This is a genomic window from Phyllobacterium sp. 628 (genome assembly GCF_014189505.1).
Lineage (GTDB): Bacteria > Pseudomonadota > Alphaproteobacteria > Rhizobiales > Rhizobiaceae > Phyllobacterium.
The window spans coordinates 234,700-252,800 of record NZ_CP050300.1 but is presented as its reverse complement, the minus strand read 5'-3'; the positions used below and the strand labels follow the sequence as shown (position 1 = coordinate 252,800).

12 protein-coding genes and 1 pseudogene are annotated in these 18,101 nt (G+C 54.9%); 5 read left to right on the top strand and 8 right to left on the bottom strand.

Features of this window, described 5'->3' with window-relative positions:
* The first annotated feature begins 318 nt into the window (after positions 1-318).
* Entirely contained in the window at positions 319-837 is a 519-nt protein-coding gene (locus HB779_RS01135; protein WP_188342269.1) for a sigma-70 family RNA polymerase sigma factor, read from the top strand.
* On the opposite strand, the gene fhuB is transcribed toward HB779_RS01135, so the two are convergent.
* The 6 genes from fhuB to HB779_RS01105 all read right to left on the bottom strand — a co-directional run bounded on the left by fhuB (position 824) and on the right by HB779_RS01105 (position 9,181).
* Positions 824-2,815, bottom strand: coding sequence for a Fe(3+)-hydroxamate ABC transporter permease FhuB (gene fhuB / locus HB779_RS01130; RefSeq protein ID WP_188342268.1), 1,992 nt, complete (start codon positions 2,813-2,815; stop codon positions 824-826). The two genes, HB779_RS01135 and fhuB, sit on opposite strands and share 14 nt — an antisense overlap.
* Positions 2,816-3,688, bottom strand: coding sequence for an ABC transporter substrate-binding protein (locus HB779_RS01125; RefSeq protein ID WP_188342267.1), 873 nt, complete (start codon positions 3,686-3,688; stop codon positions 2,816-2,818).
* A 16-nt stretch (positions 3,689-3,704) separates the two neighbouring features.
* Complete coding sequence (locus HB779_RS01120) at positions 3,705-4,484, bottom strand: ATP-binding cassette domain-containing protein (RefSeq protein WP_188342266.1); 780 nt, start codon at positions 4,482-4,484, stop codon at positions 3,705-3,707.
* Positions 4,485-4,495: 11 nt separating this feature from the next.
* Positions 4,496-6,667 carry a TonB-dependent siderophore receptor gene (locus HB779_RS01115; protein ID WP_188342265.1) on the bottom strand — a complete coding sequence of 724 codons (2,172 nt, stop codon included), beginning with the start codon at positions 6,665-6,667 and terminating at the stop codon, positions 4,496-4,498.
* Between the two features lie 181 nt (positions 6,668-6,848).
* Complete coding sequence (locus tag HB779_RS01110) at positions 6,849-8,036, bottom strand: PLP-dependent transferase (protein WP_188342264.1); 1,188 nt, start codon at positions 8,034-8,036, stop codon at positions 6,849-6,851.
* A gap of 113 nt (positions 8,037-8,149) precedes the next feature.
* Complete coding sequence (locus HB779_RS01105) at positions 8,150-9,181, bottom strand: GNAT family N-acetyltransferase (RefSeq protein WP_244642326.1); 1,032 nt, start codon at positions 9,179-9,181, stop codon at positions 8,150-8,152.
* A 174-nt stretch (positions 9,182-9,355) separates the two neighbouring features.
* Between HB779_RS01105 and HB779_RS01100 the strand changes: the two genes are divergently transcribed.
* The 3 genes and pseudogenes from HB779_RS01100 (at position 9,356) to HB779_RS01090 (ending at position 14,969) form a co-directional block, all read left to right on the top strand.
* On the top strand, positions 9,356-9,562 hold the full coding sequence (locus tag HB779_RS01100; protein ID WP_371823838.1) for an MbtH family NRPS accessory protein: 207 nt from the start codon (positions 9,356-9,358) through the stop codon (positions 9,560-9,562).
* A 39-nt stretch (positions 9,563-9,601) separates the two neighbouring features.
* Positions 9,602-13,584 (top strand): annotated as a pseudogene (locus tag HB779_RS01095) (amino acid adenylation domain-containing protein).
* Positions 13,585-13,622: 38 nt separating this feature from the next.
* The gene (locus HB779_RS01090) at positions 13,623-14,969 is read left to right on the top strand and encodes a lysine N(6)-hydroxylase/L-ornithine N(5)-oxygenase family protein (RefSeq protein WP_188342263.1); all 1,347 of its coding nucleotides are present in this window, start codon (positions 13,623-13,625) and stop codon (positions 14,967-14,969) included.
* A 4-nt stretch (positions 14,970-14,973) separates the two neighbouring features.
* Here HB779_RS01090 and HB779_RS01085 read toward each other — a convergent pair whose 3' ends face one another.
* Together HB779_RS01085 and HB779_RS01080 are read right to left on the bottom strand one after the other, a co-directional pair.
* Positions 14,974-15,732 carry a 4'-phosphopantetheinyl transferase superfamily protein gene (locus HB779_RS01085; protein WP_188342262.1) on the bottom strand — a complete coding sequence of 253 codons (759 nt, stop codon included), beginning with the start codon at positions 15,730-15,732 and terminating at the stop codon, positions 14,974-14,976.
* Positions 15,733-15,888: 156 nt separating this feature from the next.
* Positions 15,889-16,641, bottom strand: coding sequence for an alpha/beta hydrolase (locus tag HB779_RS01080; RefSeq protein ID WP_244642325.1), 753 nt, complete (start codon positions 16,639-16,641; stop codon positions 15,889-15,891).
* A gap of 813 nt (positions 16,642-17,454) precedes the next feature.
* Here HB779_RS01080 and HB779_RS01075 point away from each other — a divergent pair.
* A complete protein-coding gene (locus tag HB779_RS01075) occupies positions 17,455-17,727 on the top strand; it encodes a hypothetical protein (protein WP_188342261.1) in 273 nt (90 codons plus the stop codon).
* Positions 17,728-18,101 lie beyond the last annotated feature (374 nt).

Genomic DNA, 18,101 nt, shown 5'->3' with positions numbered 1-18,101 from the left:
GTCAGGTATCCAATATATTTCAATTCGTATCTGACCGGCTTAGCAGCCTGTCACAATCCGGTCGACTATCACTTTCGGGATATCCGGTAGATTTTTGGTGATCGTGACAAATGGAACCTTTCCGCGAGGATGATTTCGAGGGTTTTGAGGGCCATAACAAATCGTATTTTCTTTAACTTGACTCTTTTTCTCATGTTCTTGTATAGCTGCACCCGCGAAGGTTGCGGAGTCGGATATTTCAGAATTTGAAATATTTCTGATGGGGTTTACTTTTGCCAAACATCAAGTCGAAATCCTTTGTCATAAAGAATAAAGATCATGTCAAAAGAACTAGGTCTTCATGATGGAAATGTTCTTATCGATGCAATGGTTAAATACAAAAATAAACTCTTGGTAATTGCAGAAAGTGTACTGCACTCGCATGCACAAGCCGAAGATATATTTCATGATGCTGTCGTAAAAGCGTGTACTATGCAGACCAGTTGCATTCACTGCCCTGTCGGTTATGCCTGCCGGATGGTCTACAATCTGGCGTTGGATGAGGCCCGTAAACGGCAATATGAGAAGAATAATATGATGCCGATGGACGGTGTCGATTCCGTTCCGGCCCCTTGTGTCAATGCACTGGACTGTATTGTGACGACGGAAGCTTTGAACAAAGTCATGGCTTCGCTCAAGGATTTGCCGAAACGCACCCACGATGCCTTCATCCGGCATCGCATTGAAGGCGTCCCGCAGAAAGACATTGCCGAAGAGCTTGGCGTCTCGCGTACGCTCGTGAATTTCATGATCAAGGATGCGCACCGTTACTGCGAGCAATCGCTTAAAGCCGCGTAGTTCTGCGCGGCTTTAACAGCAGCACCGCAAAGACCGGCCCACCCAGAAGCGTTGCAATCAATCCCGTTGGCAATTGCCAAGGGAAATAGGCGGTCCGGCCAATAAAATCTGCCACGGCCATCAACAAAGCACCGAACAGGGCCGTACCAAGAAGATGCGCGTACCCACGCGTCAATCCAATGCGCTGTGCCAGATGCGGGGCCATCAAGCCAACAAAGCTCAATGGGCCGACAACCAGGGTTGCGATGGCTGTCAGCAGCGCGGAAAAGCCTAGAATCAGTATCCGGAAAGTCCTGACGTTGACGCCGTGCGAATGCGCCGATATTTCGCCCAGAGCGAAGTGCTGCAGCGGTCGCAGAAATACCGGGACCGTAACCATGGCAATAAGGGCGCATACGAGCGAAATGATCGCGGCGGAGCTGGTGACACTGTAGGTCGAACCGGTCATCCAACTGATCAGCGACATGGCACGGGGATCGCCCGACGCCAGAATGACGGAAATCAGAGCCGTCAGGAATGCACTCAGCGATACGCCGATGATTAGAAACTGATTGCCCGACTGCGCCTTGCGCCAGCTCATGGCAAAGAGAGCCGCAAGAACCACTGCGGCACCCAGAAATCCGCCGAGAAGCCGGTGGCCATAATCGGGCTGGGCGAATACGAAGAGAATACACAGCAAGCCGAATGCCGTTCCCGCACTGACGCCGAGCACTTCCGGGCTTGCCATGGAATTGCTGGTCAAACGCTGCAGCAGGGTTCCGGCAAGGGCGAGCATAATACCGGCCGACACAGCGGCAACCAGCCGGGGCAATCGCCATGGCAGGAGCAAATCGAGCATCGCTCCCGTATGAATTGTCCAGGATGTGTCAATATCCTTGCCGACAAAAATCGCGGTGATGCATGCGAGTATCAGAAGAACAGCAAGCGTAGAAAGCACCATTACCGGCCGTCGCGTCCTGGCAATGGCTGGTGCCGCAGCGGTCGGTTGCGCAACGGCCTTGCGCCGCAGCATGACAATCAGCAATGCCGGTACACCGATCAATGCGGTGACCGCGCCGGTCGGCAGCGCAATGCCGGTCTTGGCCGTGAGCAGTTGCAGGAGCTGGTCAATCAGCACAAGCAATCCTGCGCCAATCAGAGGGGCGATGATCAGCCTTTCCTTGACACGCCGGGCACCAATAGCGCGGGCAATGGCTGGCGATGCGAGGCCGAGAAAGCCGATCACGCCAACGGCGCTGACGGTGAAGGTTGTGAGCGCGACGGCAACAAGCAGGGTAATGGCGCGTGTGGTCTGTAACTTCATGCCAAGACTTTGGGCTGCATCACCCAGCGAGAGTACGTTCAGTTGGCGCGTCAGAAACAGGGCGAACAGTGTGAATAGGCCGATCTTCGGCAGAAGTGCACTCACATCGCGCCAGTCATTCTGGTTGAGCGACCCGCCGCCCCAAATAAACAGGCCTGCAAGATAGTGGTCGTTCATCAGAACGAGGATCGTCACGATGGCACTGCAATAGAGCCCCATGACAAGACCCGTCAGAATGACGGTCACAGGCTGAAACTGAAAACGCCAGGCCACCAGAAAGACAATCGCCATGGCGCTGAACCCACCCAGGGCCGTAGTCAGGTCACGGTTCCAGCCCAGCAGGGCCGGGAACCAGAGAATGGCTATCCCGAGCGCCAGCTGCGCACCCGCCTCGATCCCGAGCGTTGACGGCGAAGCCAGCGGATTGCGCAGGACATGCTGGAACAGGGTGCCGGACAGGCCCAGTGCAAAGCCGCAAACGATGGAAATCGTCAATCGTGGCAGCAGACTGTAATGCAGGAGAATGGCCTGACCGTCACTGACCGGCGGCGAAATCGCGGCTTGCAACCCAAGCGTGCTTATCAGCGGCCAGAGATTGATGGCCGCGATGCCCAGCGCAAGGCACCAGATGAAAGCGGTTCCGGCCAGCCGCTGTGAGGATGCGGTGCGCAACATCTAGACTTTTACCTCTGCCAGCAGACGGGCGAAGCGGGAAATCGAAGGCAGCGCTCCAAACATCAGCACGCTTGCCATGCGTTGCACATGGCCCTTTTGCACGAAGGGCATGGCCTGCCAGAGCGGGCTGCCATCCAGACCAGCCAGAACATCCGGCGGAACCGGATCCATATAGAAAACATGGCTGTCGCCAAGGGCGATCAGATCAGCCAACCCGGCATCACTGAAGCCCCATTCATTGGTCTTTCGCGTCCAGGCATTCTGCAGTTCAATTCTGTCGAGGACATCCTGAAAAATCCCGCCGGGGCCATAGACGCGGATGTTGCGGGCATCCAGAAAGGTTATGATCGCCAGCTTCTGTTCGGCAAGACGGCGCGTTGCCGCCTTGGCAGACTCTAAGTCGCGCTCTGTCCGGTCTATCAAAGCCTGCGCTGCCTGCGCCCGTCCAAGCAGGCGGCCAAGTTCTGTCGTTGCTGCCACGATGTGCGGATAAGGCGGCGAGCCGAGTGCGTGGATGGGAAAGGATTGGACCGGTGCGATCTTTTCCAGCTGCGGCCGTATCCATTCAAGATAAGGCGTCGTGACGATCAGGTCGGGCTGCAAAAGCTGCAGCATTTCCATGTTGATCTCATAATTGGAACCGACATTGGCAACGCCCTGCGGCAGAGTGGGTTCCATCACCCAGTCATACCACCCCTGCGTATCAATGAGGCCCACCGGTGGTGCACCGATCTCAATCAGGGTTTGAGCAAGACCATAATCCAGCGAAACCACGCGCGGGGCGGCAGCACTGCTTGCCACTGGCAGCAGCCATGATCCCGCGAGGGCGGCTGAGCCAAAAAGAAAGTCCCGTCGGCGCAGCGCGGCCATCATGTCGTTTCCCGGTTTTCTACAAAACGTAGCTGATGGGTGATTGCGTTTCCGGATGCCGGAAAATACCCATGCGAACCCCGTAAATGGCATTGAGCTGATCGGTTGTGATCAGCGCGCCGGTAGTGTCATGGGCGACGAGCTTGCCGCCGGACAGGGCAATCAGCCGGTCGCAATAGCGTGCCGCCATGTTGATATCGTGCAGCACGATGAGCACCGAGCGATTATGCTCATGTGCCAGCGTCTGGATGAGGCTCATCACCTCGATCTGGTGATTGATATCGAGAGCCGAGATCGGCTCGTCGAGCAGGAGACATTCGGTGTCCTGCGCGATCAGCATGGCCAAAAACGCCCGCTGCCGCTCGCCGCCCGACAGGGTATCAACGATGCGGTCGGCGAAGGGCATCAGGCCGGTTAGTTCCAGCGCTTCGGTCACCTTGGTTCGGTCAGTCAGGGAAAACCGGCCAAGAGCGCCGTGCCAGGGATAACGGCCGAGTGAAACCACTTCACGTACCGTCATACCATCCGTATCGGGTGTCTGCTGCGGCAGATAAGCGACCTTCTTGGCATAGTCTTTCGGGCGAAAGGAACCAAGTGGCTGGCCGTGATATTCGGCCTGACCATGTGTCGGCGCCTGAAAACGAGCGAGGATTTTCAAAAGTGTCGATTTACCCGAGCCATTGTGGCCGAGAATACCGACAACCTGGCCTTTCGGAACGTCCAGTGTCAGCGGATGAAGCAATGTTCTTCCGTCAATATCAAAACCGACACCGCTGAGTGAAAAGGACGTTCCGTTCATTGCATTTCTTCTTAAAATTTAGCCGACAATGTGCCCTTTAAGGTGCGCCCCTCGCCGTAGATACACATCGGATTGACACCGCTGCCGTCCGCCGAACAGTTCCCGTAGTAGGATTTGTCGAAAAGGTTGCTTGCTTTGAGCGAGCCCTTCCAGCCATTCTTTTCATAGCTCAACTCGGCATCCACAAGGGTGTAAGCGCCAATATTGATCTTGTTGGCATTGTCACCGAAACTGCTGCCGACATAACGAACACCGGCACCTACGTTCAAGCCCTGCAGCAAGCCGGTATCGAAATTATACTTCGCCCACAAAGACGCCTGATGTTCGGGAACCAGAGATGGCCGATTGCCCTGCTCTCCCACCGTATTGCTCGACGTGATTTCAGCGTCAAGATACGTGTAGCTGCCTGTCAAGCTGACGCCATGAAACAGATTGACGACGGATTCCAGTTCGACGCCCTTATGGCGGATTTCGCCGGTCTGGATGGTATTTGTCGGGTCCGAAAGATCCGGTGTTGTAACGTTGGTTTTGGTGATCTGAAATACCGACGCTGTGACTGTGCCGGGGAAGAAGTCCGGCTCATATTTTATGCCGGCTTCGTATTGCGTTCCTTTGGTTGGTTCGAATGCCCCTTGCGCCCCCACTCCAAGGTTCGTTTTAAACGACTCGGAATAGCTGACATAGGGTGTCATCCCGTTGTCAAAGAGATAACCAAGTCCGGCTTGCCACGTGAATGCCTGGTCTGACTGATCTGTACTGCTGACGGGGTTGAGGCGGTTATTGGTCTTGTTGTCGACCCATGCCTGACGTCCACCCAAAGTGATCAACCAGTGATCATCGATTTTGGCATGGGTCTGGGCATAAAGGCCAACTTGGCTGATGGTCTGCCGCATATCTTCATAGATTGGCGGGTTGACGACATCGAGGCCGTAGACCGGGTTCAGAATATCGAGGGTTGGGCCATCGCCGAAACCCTTCTGTCCATCAAGCGTGTAACGGTTGTAATCCAGTCCGATGAGCAGCGTATTCTTGATAAGGGCTGACTCGTAGGTGTACTCGGCATTGTTATCGACGTTAAAGGCTGTCGCCTTCTGATCAACCGTGAACGCGGTGCGCGGCATGATCCGGTCATCGATCATGCTGTTGCTGTAGTAAAGGTGGCGATAATCCGTATCTTCGGCCGAATAACGCACCTTCTGGCGTATGGTCCATGCTTCATTGAATGTATGTTCGAAGTCATAGCCGATTGAGCCGTGGTTTGCATGAAACCGGTCAAAGTTTGGATCGGCAGTGGTGAAACTGCGTGAGAGCTGGCCGTAGGCTGCAGGATATTGAACACCTGCGAGCGGCAGGAAGTAATTCGGTGTCAGCTTGTCCCACTGATAATTAGCAAGAACGGTCAAAGATGTATCGGCGCTTGGCGACCAGGTAATGGCCGGTGCGATGAATACGCGGTCGTTTTCGGAAAACTTCTTCTCCTGCTCGCCATCACGGAACAGACCGGTCAGGCGATATGTCCACACACCGTCCTTATCCAGTGGCCCACCTGCATCGAGACCGACTTCATAGGTATTGAACGAACCATAGCTGGCATAGGCACTGTAGAGCGGGTCCTTTGTCGGGCGCTTGGTGACGGCATTGATAACGCCGCCTACTTCGTTCTCTCCGTAGAGCACAGACGCGGGGCCCTTCAGGACCTCGACGCGTTCAAGGCCATAGGGCTCTATCTTGAATCCGGAGAAATCTATCGTTCTTTGTGCCAATCCGTCACGGAACATGGAATTCGAACCAGCGTCAAAACCGCGAATATTCACCTGCGTGAAGCGATCGTCCACGCCCCAAGGCGACGCGGTCACCCCGGCCGTGTATGCCAGCGTGTCTTCGATGCGCTGGTTGGAACGGTCATCCATTTGTTCCCGCGTAATAACCGAAACCGACTGCGGAATTTCTCTGAGTGGGGTATTGGTTTTGGAACCTGTTGTCGTATTCTTTGCAATGTAGCCGTTGTCTGGTCCGACAGGGCTATTGTTCGCATCAATCACAATCGTGTTGAGCTGAATAGGGTTGGCTTCCTGCGCTGCGGCGAAATTGGCCGTCATCAATGTCGCCAAAGACGTCGTCACCAGCAAACGTTTATAATCGCGCTGGCTGCGCCCTGCTGAATTGACCCCGTTCGAAACCACCGTCCTGCATCCCCGCATGACCAAACCCCTGTTAAAACCCTGAGACTGTTTGATATTTAATATGAGTGTTGCCATCATATTCAAAACATGACTACATTTGTCATCTTAGTGGAGTCAAGGCGCGTTTGACGTATTCTCGGTCTTTTCCCCGCACCTTGACGTTTTTATCCGTGGTGTGGCGTTAGAGTTTCGCCGTGTGCAGCGCCTGCTGGATATCGTTCCAGATGACCTCGGGTTCCTCGAGACCAACAGCAAAGCGGATTGTCTGCGGATTGACTCCGAAATGCACAAACGATGTCATCCGATCAGGGATCTGCAAGGCAGCCTTGGCCGGAACGACGAGCGTTTCCGGTCCGCCCCAACTGACGCCGAGCCTGATATGGCGCAGCGCATTGACGAACCGTGCAACGTCGATGTCAGGGTTGAGATCGAAGGCGAAAAGCCCCGCAAAACCGGTGAGTGTCTTCTTGCCCGGATGATCGGAAAAGGCCGGATGCCGGACAAGAGCGATATCATCATGCTGCTGCAGGTGTTTGGCCAGCACCAGCCCGTTGTGCATGTGTTCCTTCAGCCGGACTTTCAGCGTCCGCATGCCGCGCAGCAACAGCCACGCCTCGAATGGCGAGAGCTTGGCACCGATATAGGGATAGGTGGAGCTGTTGATCTTGGCGATGAGGTCACGCGGACCGACGACGACACCAGCCACCGTATCGCTGTGACCGCCGAGATATTTCGAGGCCGCATGGATGACGATATCCACACCATGCTGGATTGGCTTCTGGAACAAGGGTGTTGCCCAGGAATTGTCGATGACGGAGGTTATGCCATATTCCTTGGCCATGGCGGCGAGTGCTTCGATATCCTGCAACTCGAAAACCATGGATGTCGGGTTTTCCAGGTAAAGCAGCTTCGCACCCTTCAGCGCGGTGCGCACTTCGTCGAGGTTGGATGGATCGACGAAATCGACTGTCACGCCAAACCGGGCAAGCATTTTCACGAACAGCCGGTAGACGTCATTGTAGAGATGCTGGACGGCGACAACGCGGTCACCCGCCTCGACGAGGCTCAGGATTGTTGCGGTAATTGCCGCCGTACCGCTGGAAAAACCGCGGCCATCTTCAGCGCCTTCAAGCCGTGCTGTCAGCAGCTCGAATTCACGCACGGTGGGATTGTCTCCGCGTGAATAGATGTAGTTGCGCGAGCGTCCGGCAAACACATCTTCCATTGCCTCATAGGTATCGTAAGTGAAGAGCGATGTCTGAAAGATGGGTGGCGAAACCGCATTGAAGGCGGCGGTATCAATGGGTGAAAACAGATCGTCTGGCATTTCCATCGGATCGAATTCATGGGGTGGCATGGACTTGTTCATGATGCCCTCTCGGAGACAGTGGGTTCGGAATGGGGTGATGGGTATCGCCGCGCAACGGATGCAGCGTGGTGTAAAGAATGATCAGCGACAGCAGCGCTGGCCCGCAGCAATGCTCATGGTGCAGGTACCCAGAACCTGTCATCGAAGTAACGCTCGCGCAGCAGCATCACCAGCATGGCGCGCTTATGCGGGAAGTCGAAGTGCTTCACCTTGGAAAACCCGGAACGGTCGAGATTGCGGATCTGCTGCTCGTGGCTGGCGCGCGGTTCCCCGACAATGCGCTGGGTGCGCGGATCATCAAGAAACATGAAATGCATCAGGGATGGCAGCCAGGCTGTGATCCACTTCTTGCCGCGATAAGCAGGCTCGCCGATGGCCACATGCCAGCCACGGTCATAATCCTGTGCGTCGTAATAGGGTCCAAGACGGTTTTCTTTGGCCCAATAGACTTCGAAATAGCCGAAAGGCACACCATTGAAGCAACCGATCAGTGCCAGTATGTGCGGATCGTGCAGGCGCACCTCAAGGATGGTTGTGTGCTTCTCCTTGTCGCCGCCGTCTTCCCAGATCAGATTGACCTGCTCGTCATTCATCCAGCGATGAAAATGCTCGATATCCGTTTGCGGATCAGCAGTGCGGAACGACAATGTTTCGCCGAGCCATGGGATGTAACGCTCATAGACCACCCCGACCGGTTTGCGCGGCCGCTTGGGATGGTATTGGCCATTGGTGAGAACATGGACCTGCGGATGCGGATAGGCGGCATTGGCAATCCACGGCTGAGGCAATTGCCAGAACTCACGCGGATCGACAGTCAAGGTTGCGCCGTTGCGTGTGCCGAGGGGAAAAACCGTATCCTGTACGTTGTCGATTTCGACCAAGCCGCCATTGCGTGATTGCGATGACAGATATTCGATGGCGGAGGCCAGCACCGGTACGGTTTCGTCCGCACGCAGGTCCGGTAATCGAACTTTGGTTTGGCCTATCTTGGTCTCGACATCAACGAGATAGCTCCCGGCCGCTGTTGTCAGCACCAGCCTGTCCGGTGTTTTCATCTCGGCGGATTTCAGAAAACAGGACGGCGCTGAAGGGGATGGATAGCGCTCCACATTGGTCTCTTTGGCGAGGTTGGAAACAAGGGTCATTCGCGCACTCCGCAGCGTGTTGGCTGCCATGGTCTGGCAAAGCAATTGCTATAGAGACGCGTGGGGTGCGTTCTGATTTAGCCGAAACTTTGAAAAAATTTTCTCGTTTTCCGCTTAAATCGCGGGCGGGTTCATCCGTCTCTTGGTCATGTGTTTATTCTGCAAGGAGCCCGCATGATGTCGAACGCCGAGACGTCGCCAGAGACCTGGAGCATCGTTCGCGATCAGGAACATCGTTATTCCGTCTGGTCCAATGACAAGGCTCTGCCTGTTGGCTGGAGCAAGGAAAGCTTCAACGGCACACGTGACGAGTGCCTGAGCGAAATCAAGAAAATCTGGGTTGATCCGCGGCCACTCGGCCTGCGTCAGGCAATGGCGTAGCCGCCGGACAATTCCATCAGACAACAGATCGGTGACGATATGAACAAGCTATTCGCTCAACCCGAAACGAACCATCCCGTGGCGGTGGACGACCTTGCCGATGGGACACTCGAAAGTTTCCCGCTGACCCTGGCGCAAAAGCGCATCTGGTCGCTGGAGCAGATCGGCAACGCAACGGTTTTCCCGCTGCAGGTTCTAACCCTGCATTGGAATTCGACGGTTACTCCGGATCAATTGCAGAATGCTTTAAGCGCGTTGGCCCGGCGCCACAGCGCCTTACGCACCCGTTTCCGCCGTTTTGCCGGCGGGCGTATCGAGCAGTTTTCCAATGCAGACGATTTGCCATCGAATGAAATTGTTGGAAGTGACAGCAATCCGCTGAGCCCGGCGGAAGCCGAGATCGAAAAGGTCGGGTTTATCGCTCGTCCCTTTGATCTGTTGAATGGTGTTTCGGTACGTTATCAGCTGATTGCCGGTGCCAATGGCCATTTGATCTCGACCATCGTTCTGCACCCGATTGTTTGCGATGATGCCGCTCTTGCCATTCTGCGGCATGACCTCATTGCGCTGGTTGACGGACAGGATGTGCCCGCGCTCGGCGAGGACAGTCTTTTGCGCGGTGTCCGCGAAGAAGAAGCGCTGGAAACGTCCGATTTTGCTGCTGCCCTGGCTCATTGGCGGGATATTATCGGTGAAGAATACAATGCGACAACGCTCCCTACCCGCTTCAATGCTGCCGGATATGCCGGTGCTGCACGCAAGCGTGTGCCGTTTTCATTGGATGCAAAGCTTTGGGCGGATATCCAGTCCTATGCAGCGCGACAAGGCCTGAAGACTGAAGAGCTTCTCTCCGCGGCTTTTGCCGTGCTGCTTGCGCGTTATAGCGGCACATATTCTCTGCAGTATGGAACGTTGCTTGGCTCGGCGGGTCAGCAAGCCATTGCACGCAGCGAGCAAATCCTGCCGTTGAAGCTCGAACTCAGGTCGCGCACCGCATTCCTCGACGTGTGCGAAGCACTCGCATCATCGGTTGCCACGGGGATAAAGAACCTCGTTCCATTTGAGCGGCTGGTTCAGGAAATCCAGACCCACGAAGAGCGTGAGCAGGACGCGATTGTCAAATCGCTGTTCGAATTCCGCCAGCCAATGCCTCGCTCATCACTCGTTGCAGATCAGGACGCTACGCTTGCTCCGCGTTCGGACGCCGAACTCGCGCTGGTTGTCACGCCTGATGCCGCAGGCGGACTGTTCGGCCTGTTCGACTATGCCGACGATATTTACGAGCCCAACCTGATCGAGCGTGCTGCCATCCATTTTGGCCGTATTCTGACGCAGGCCATCGCCGGAGAACAGGTTCGTATCAAGGATATCGAGCTTATCGCCGATGATGAACTTGATATTCTTTCTGCACCGTATGAAGACAATGAAATCAACGATGACCGGGCCGTGCACGAACATATCGCGGCGCATGCACAAAGCACGCCTGATAAAACGGCCATCATCTTTGCTGACGAAGTCTGGAGTCACAGCAAACTCGACAAAAGTGCTAACAAGCTGGCGCACCGGCTGATCCAGCTTGGTGTTGGTGCCGATATCAGCGTGGCAATTGCTGTCAAACGCTCACCCGAAGCGATTGTCGGCATTCTGGCGACACTGAAGGCGGGCGGTGCCTATATTCCGGTCGAGCCTGACCATCCCACCAGCCGCAATCATCACATCCTGCGCGATGGCGGCGTGAAGGTTATTCTCACCAACAGCTGGCTGCTCGACCGTATCCCGGAAGGGCTTGATGCCGTCATCCTTGAGATCGACAAGCTTGATCTCTCACTCGAGCCGGACAGCGTGCCGGATGTGAAGATTCACAAGGATCAGCTCGCCTACATCATGTACACATCCGGTTCGACCGGTCTGCCGAAGGGCGTGGCTGTCGAACATGGACCGCTGACCCACCACACGCAGAACACGTCACGTGTCTATGGCATGAGCTCGGAATCGCGTGAACTGCCATTCCTGCCGTTCAGTTCCGACGGTGGACACGAACGCTGGATGAACCCGCTGATGGAAGGCGGCAGCATCATTCTGCCGGACCAGCCGCTGTGGACTCCCGAGGAAACATTGACCGCCATGCGCAAGCACGGCGCCAACAATGCCAGCATTCCAACCACCTATTTGCAGCAGCTGGCGGAATGGGCTGATCTGACCGACAGCGCGCCGCCGATGCGCCTTTATTCCTTTGGCGGCGAAGGCCTTGCCCAGCAGACTTTTGATCTGCTTTCCACGGCGCTGAAATCCGAATGGCTCATCAATGGCTACGGTCCAACCGAAACCATCATGACTCCGATGGTCTGGAAGGTGCGTGCCGGACAAAAATTTGAAGGCACCTACGCCCCTATCGGCCGTGCCGTCGGCAACCGGCGCGTCTACGTGCTGGATCCGGATCTCAACCCCTGCCCGATTGGCGTGACCGGCGAGCTTTACATTGCTGGCGAAGGTATGGCGCGCGGCTATATCGGCAAGGCCGATACGACGGCTGACCGCTTCATCCCGGATCCGTTCTCCAAGGAGGGCGGCCGCCTCTACCGTTCCGGTGATCTGACGCGCTGGCGCGAGGACGGAACGGTGGAATTCGTTGGACGTGTTGATCATCAGGTCAAACTGCGTGGCTATCGCATTGAGCTGGGAGAAATCGAAGCGGCTTTGCTGGAGCTTAATGGTGTCGGCGAGGCTCTGGTTGTTCTGCGGGACGATGAGGGGACGAAGCAGAAGATGCTGGTTGCCTACGTCGTACCAAAGCAAGGTATCGAACTCGATGTCGTTGATATGCATTCGGCGCTGGAGCGCATGCTTCCGGCCTATATGGTGCCGTCGGCAATCGTGCCGCTGAAGGCCATGCCGATCAATCCGAACAGCAAGCTTGATCGTTTTGCCCTGCCCGCACCAACGCCCATGAAACGCAACATTATCGAGCCGGAAAATGCGCTGGAGGAAGAAATCCTCGGCATCTGGCAGGATATATTGAAGGTCAGCCCGATCAGCGTCGAGGACAATTTTTTTGCAATCGGCGGCAACTCGCTTGGGGCTATCCGTATTCTCTCGACCTTGCGCCAGCGCAAGCCGCAGAACCGTACGACGATTGCCGATTTGTTCAACAATCCGACCATCCGATCCTTCGCTGGTGTTGTTGAAAATGGCAATGATCAGGCGGGCAGCGAGGTTATCGTGCTGCGCGCGTCGGGCAGCAAGCCGGTGCTTTACTGCTTCCCCGGTCTGCTGGTCAGCACGCGCGAATATGTCAAGCTCGTCGACTATCTCGGGGCGGATCAGCCAGCGACCGGCTTCATCTGTTATTCGCTGTCCGAACAGAAAGAAATCGGCTCCTCAGTCGATGATATCATTCAGGGCTATGTCGATTACATCCGCCGTGAAAGCAAAGGCCAGCCCTGCTACTTCCTCGGCTGGTCCTGGGGCGGTCTGCTGGCCTATGAAACGGCCCGCAAACTTGGCGATGAGATCGACCTGCGTCTGATTACCATGGTCGACGTCTGCGATCTCGGCACTGAATTTGCCATCGGCGCCAAGCCGCGCTTCAAGCCGGGCGAACGCGATCAATTGCACGCGACCGTACAGGAATGGTTGTCCCGCACCGCCATGCGCGGCGAATGGGATCGCCTGCTCAATGTCATGGATGCCGATACCTACGATCAGTTCCTGCGCTTTGTCGGCGATGAAAAGGACGAGCTGCCGACCGATGGTCCTGACATCAGCAGCCGTGAACATACATTCTGGATTCTCATCGACAACGCCCTGATCTTCAGGCGTCACCAATTGCAGCCGCACGACGTGCCGATCCATTCCTGGGCGGCCGATGACAGTCTGAATCGGGGTCTCAACCTGATCGACTGGCGGCGTTACTCCCCCGGGCAAACCCGGCGGAAATCATCTCTGGCACCAACCATCTGCACGTAATCGGATCACAGGCATTCCATAGCCGGCTCTCCCACCGCCTGGACGAGGCCCGATAGGGCCAATCTTGGAATGATGATCACGGAAAGGAATTCTGATGACTGCCATGTTTGCGAACAATGATCATGCACGCCAACCGAACGAGACGCTCGATCTGGCGGGTATCGGTGTCGGTCCTTCCAATTTGAGCCTAGCGGCGCTGCTTGACGGCGTCGGCGATATGAAGGCGCACTTCTACGAGCGCCGGACGAATTTCGACTGGCACCCAGGCATGATGCTGCCGGATGTTGAGTTGCAATCGTCCTATCTGAAAGATCTTGTCACGCCCGTCATGCCGACGAGCCCATGGTCCTTTGTGTCCTATCTCGTTGCACACAAACGTCTCTACGCATTTTTGAATGCCCATTACGACGCCGTGCCACGACGGGAATTCGCCCAATATCTCGCGTGGGTGGCCGGTCAGTTGAACAACGTGTCGTTTGACACCCCGGTGCGCGAGGTCAATCATGACAAGGACCGGTTTGTCGTCCGCTTCGACAATGGCAGCGTTGCCGCAAAGAACATCGTTCTTGGAACAGGCACCACACCGTTCATGCCATCATGGGCGACGCCGTTTCTGGGTGACCGCTGTTTCCACAATTCCGAAGCAAAATTCCGCCTGCCCGGTCTGAATGCATCACGCATTGCGGTGATTGGCGGTGGTCAGAGTGGCGGAGAGGTGGTTGAATCCATCCTGAACTCGAAGTCCGAACTGAAGGAACTGAACTGGTTCAGCCGCCGGACCAATTTCGAGCCGATCAACGATACCGCTTTCTCCAATCAGGTGTTCTCACCGGAATATGTCTACGCCTATCTCAACCTCAACAATGATCAGAAGCTGGAAGCGCTGAAGGCATCGATTCTGACAAGTGACGGGCTGTCGCTGTCCACCATCAATTCGATCTATCGCCGCCTTTACAGCCTGCGCTATCTCGAAGGCCGCGATATCGAGGCCAAGCTGTCACCCAACCGCGATGTCATTCAGGTGGAAGCCGACAAGGATGGCTACCGCCTGATCGTGCGCAACCGCTTCGATGGTGGTGTAGAGGTCGCCCATGCGGATGCGATTGTCCTAGCCACCGGCTATCAGTTCAAATTGCCGGAAGCGCTTTCCGGTTTGCAGGATCGCATCCAGTTTGACCGCAATAGCCGCCCTGCCCTCAATGACGAATATTGTCTGAACTGGAATGGGCCAAAACAGAACCGCATCTTTGCCCAGAATGCTGGCCGCTACAGCCATGGTATTGCCGACTCGCAACTTAGTTTAATGGCTTGGCGCAGTGCCCATATCATCAACACAATGACAGGCCGCGACCATTTTGATCTGGAGCCGCACGACTCGCAGATCAACTGGCTTTCCAGTGGGCATGAAGCGCTTGGCCAGTCTGTCGCTGCGGAGTACTGAACCGTTAATGAGGATCGGGGAGCCTGTGCTGACGCAGCATGAGGTCTGCCCGGTCTGATCGAGTTGAAATGGCAATCAGGTGATTGCTCGCCGAGTGAAGCAGGCGATGGTGCCAATCGGCGCCGTCTGCTGCCAATGCGCTATCAACGGAAATGGCTTTTGTCATCGGGTCGAGCCTGACATTCAGAGAATGCGGTGCGACTGTAAGTCCATGCCCGGTGGCTTTGAGGAAACTTTCCTTCAGAGTCCAGTAGGCCAGCAGCAATGACTGGCGTTCAGGGCCTTGAAGCGTTGAGAGTGTTTCAAGTTCAGCTGGTGAGCAGAACAGGTCTGCCGTTTGCGGCTCAAGCAGCGCCGATCTGGTTTCCACGTCGATACCAACAGCTGAACAGTTCCGGCTTATGATGAAAACCGCCAGCCCGTCAGTATTGCTCAGGTTGAATGTAATATTCTCTCCGCCTGCCTGATCTGCGAGATACGGTTTGCCATTGGTGCCTGTGGCTATGATCAGAGCAGGTGCTGGTATAGCTGAATAGGCCGACAGGACAGTGCGCTGCAAATAGCGTCCGGCCATGAATGCGGTGGCATCCTTGCTGAAATGAAATCGATCGGCCCGCGTCTGTTCGTCTACAGCCAGCGTCTGCCTGATTCTATTCCAATCATCTTGTGTTCGATAAGGCCACCACCAGATATCAGCTGAGGGATGGCCGGCACGCGGGGCTGATGCTTCGGGCAGATCCGCCAGAGAGGCGCATGGCAGCATCGGATTCCTCCCCGGCAGTCTCAGGTTACTTTCTGACAGCGAACGCTGCTTGAATAGCACGGTTGACGGCAACCGGCAGCAGCGACATGTGATTTTCCCCCGGATGAATCTCGAACTGTGTTCGAACCGGCTGATCCGGCAGGCCGTTGAGCTTGTTCATGAGTTCGGTGGAATACATATCATTCCGGGTGACTTGCTTTTGCGCCAGTCTTTCGGTTTCGTCGGCCGCGCCCCGCTGGAATGGTGCCAGTTTATCGGTCTCATATTCACCGCAGGATAAAAGAGCCGGGCACCCGGGCGGGTTGCAGGGTTGGCCGCAAATTGGGAATAAAACTTATTGATCGCGCAATCTTCCCAATAGATGGATGCACTTGCGGCTATCCATGTGGTGAAGGCAGATGGCCGGGTGAACAGGCTGTAGAGAACAAACAGTCCACCAAAGGAATGGCCAAATATTGCCTGGCGATTCCGGTCAATCGGCACACTGGCCTCGATCATCGGTTTGATCTGGTCCTCAATAAAGGTCAGGAACTCTTCAGCTCCTCCGGTTTTGACCTCCGGGCTGTTCTCATAGAAGGGTGGATAGGTTTGACCCGGAGGCGGGCCAAGATCCCATGAGCGGCGCAATGGATCATAGGCTGCATCAAGCGGATAGCCGATAGTGACGATGACGCCGTATCCCACATTTGTACCGCTGGGGTAATTTGCCTGTGCCCGCATGGCATCGACAGCTGTGGCAATAACGGCGTTGCCGTCGGTCATGTAAAGCACCGGCCATCCATCTTTCGGTGCTGCACCAGACGGCCGATAGACAAAGATGCGATATATCCCGCCGTTCTGTTTCGACACGACATCATGAAACGTGGTGTTGCCAATGGTGGCAGGTGATGAATTTGGAAATGCAGGCATGGGTCCGTGACTTGGGCGATGGAACGCTAGAGCAAATTTTGTTTATTCGAAGCCAGTTCTGTTTCTCGGATGGCGAGACAATCCACGCGAAAGGTAGCAAGGTCGATGTTTACCCATCGGACGGAGCTGCCTGACAAAGTGGGTGTCCGCCAGCCGGAAACCCAGCCGTTGGTTTGCTGTGCAAACCAACAAGCTTTCATATCTGCCGGTCGAATTATCCGCATTTCGGCAGAAATGCGGTTCAACCGGTGGGCCGGGTGAATTTGGCCCAATTCCTGCGGGCTTTGACTTCACCCGATGGGTAAACATCGGTCTTGTCAAACCCCTTGACCTTGCCCACAAATTCCCTCCGGCAGAACGGCTCCAAATAAACAAAACTTGCTCTAGCGTCCATAATTTTACTGGCCCGCGACGCGTCAGCCTGTACAGGGTGTTATAAAATATGACTTTACCGGTCAATATATAAATTCGCTTGCCGGGCTGCGCGCTCAGGTCTCCGGTACGCCGGTTCCTCACTCTATGTCTGCAATATCAATCAGCCGAATGGGGCTGTTTCAACAAAATTTGTACTAGACCCGTGGTTGCAACATTGCCAAAATCCCTCGAAGCATACATTTGCAACGTCAGAGTGGATGCTGCTAACCATATTTATTTTTCTCGGCGGTGGAACGCAGTAAAGACCTTGTAACAAGTGAGCAAATTATCGATGTTTACTCTGTCGCAAAAAAATATTCGCGCTCTACATATATAACAAATATACATACGGAATTATCGCGTTGCCTATGAACTAGCAGCCAAGGTGAGAAATGATTTATGATTACGCATGAAAACCTTATAGAATCCATTGCGAAGGCGATTCACTCCCAGAAGTATACTGGCAGTCAGCACTGGGACAGTATCCCTGATTTTGTTCGCCAGACCTACCGCGAATACGCCAAGGCGGCAATTCCGGTTGTCTATAATGTCATGCGCGACCCTTCAAACGAGATGATCGATGCTGCCAACCGGGCCCGCCCTTCCGTGACATCACGGACAATCCAGGCGGCTGTCGATGCTTCACCGCTCAATCCGAACACCAAGCCCTAGGTGTGAACGGATCAGAGAATCACTTCCCGATATTTTCGTGAAAAACTCCGCCTGAAAACGACCGCACACCCACAAAGTCAGTGGTTGCTTTCGCCGTATCACCGCGCCTTTCGTCTTATGCCGTCGTTCTGATATCAGTGCATCCATACAAGCCGCCGTTTTTTCTATTGTTCGCCGCTGATATATCTCGATGTAAAGATATACACTTTGCGACAAGCAAGCATAATAAGCGCCATTTTTCTCACATTAACGTCAATATATTTATTGAAAACAATGTTCATAGTTCTCTATGAAGAAACAATTGTTTGGTATTGTATGGGATATCTAAATTTGTCTTCAAATTTCATATTAATCTAAAACGATGAAAAACTTGA

What these genes read in the sequence shown, in the direction of transcription:
- HB779_RS01125 (WP_188342267.1), bottom strand. Translation starts at nt 3,688, where the DNA reads ATGATGGCCGCGCTGCGCCGACGGGACTTTCTTTTTGGCTCAGCCGCC.
- HB779_RS01100 (WP_371823838.1), top strand. Translation starts at nt 9,356, where the DNA reads ATGATGTCGAACGCCGAGACGTCGCCAGAGACCTGGAGCATCGTTCGC.
- HB779_RS01135 (WP_188342269.1), top strand. Translation starts at nt 319, where the DNA reads ATGTCAAAAGAACTAGGTCTTCATGATGGAAATGTTCTTATCGATGCA.
- HB779_RS01085 (WP_188342262.1), bottom strand. Translation starts at nt 15,732, where the DNA reads ATGCTGCCATGCGCCTCTCTGGCGGATCTGCCCGAAGCATCAGCCCCG.
- fhuB (WP_188342268.1), bottom strand. Translation starts at nt 2,815, where the DNA reads ATGTTGCGCACCGCATCCTCACAGCGGCTGGCCGGAACCGCTTTCATC.
- HB779_RS01105 (WP_244642326.1), bottom strand. Translation starts at nt 9,181, where the DNA reads ATGACCCTTGTTTCCAACCTCGCCAAAGAGACCAATGTGGAGCGCTAT.
- HB779_RS01075 (WP_188342261.1), top strand. Translation starts at nt 17,455, where the DNA reads ATGATTACGCATGAAAACCTTATAGAATCCATTGCGAAGGCGATTCAC.
- HB779_RS01120 (WP_188342266.1), bottom strand. Translation starts at nt 4,484, where the DNA reads ATGAACGGAACGTCCTTTTCACTCAGCGGTGTCGGTTTTGATATTGAC.
- HB779_RS01090 (WP_188342263.1), top strand. Translation starts at nt 13,623, where the DNA reads ATGACTGCCATGTTTGCGAACAATGATCATGCACGCCAACCGAACGAG.
- HB779_RS01110 (WP_188342264.1), bottom strand. Translation starts at nt 8,036, where the DNA reads ATGAACAAGTCCATGCCACCCCATGAATTCGATCCGATGGAAATGCCA.
- HB779_RS01080 (WP_244642325.1), bottom strand. Translation starts at nt 16,641, where the DNA reads ATGCCTGCATTTCCAAATTCATCACCTGCCACCATTGGCAACACCACG.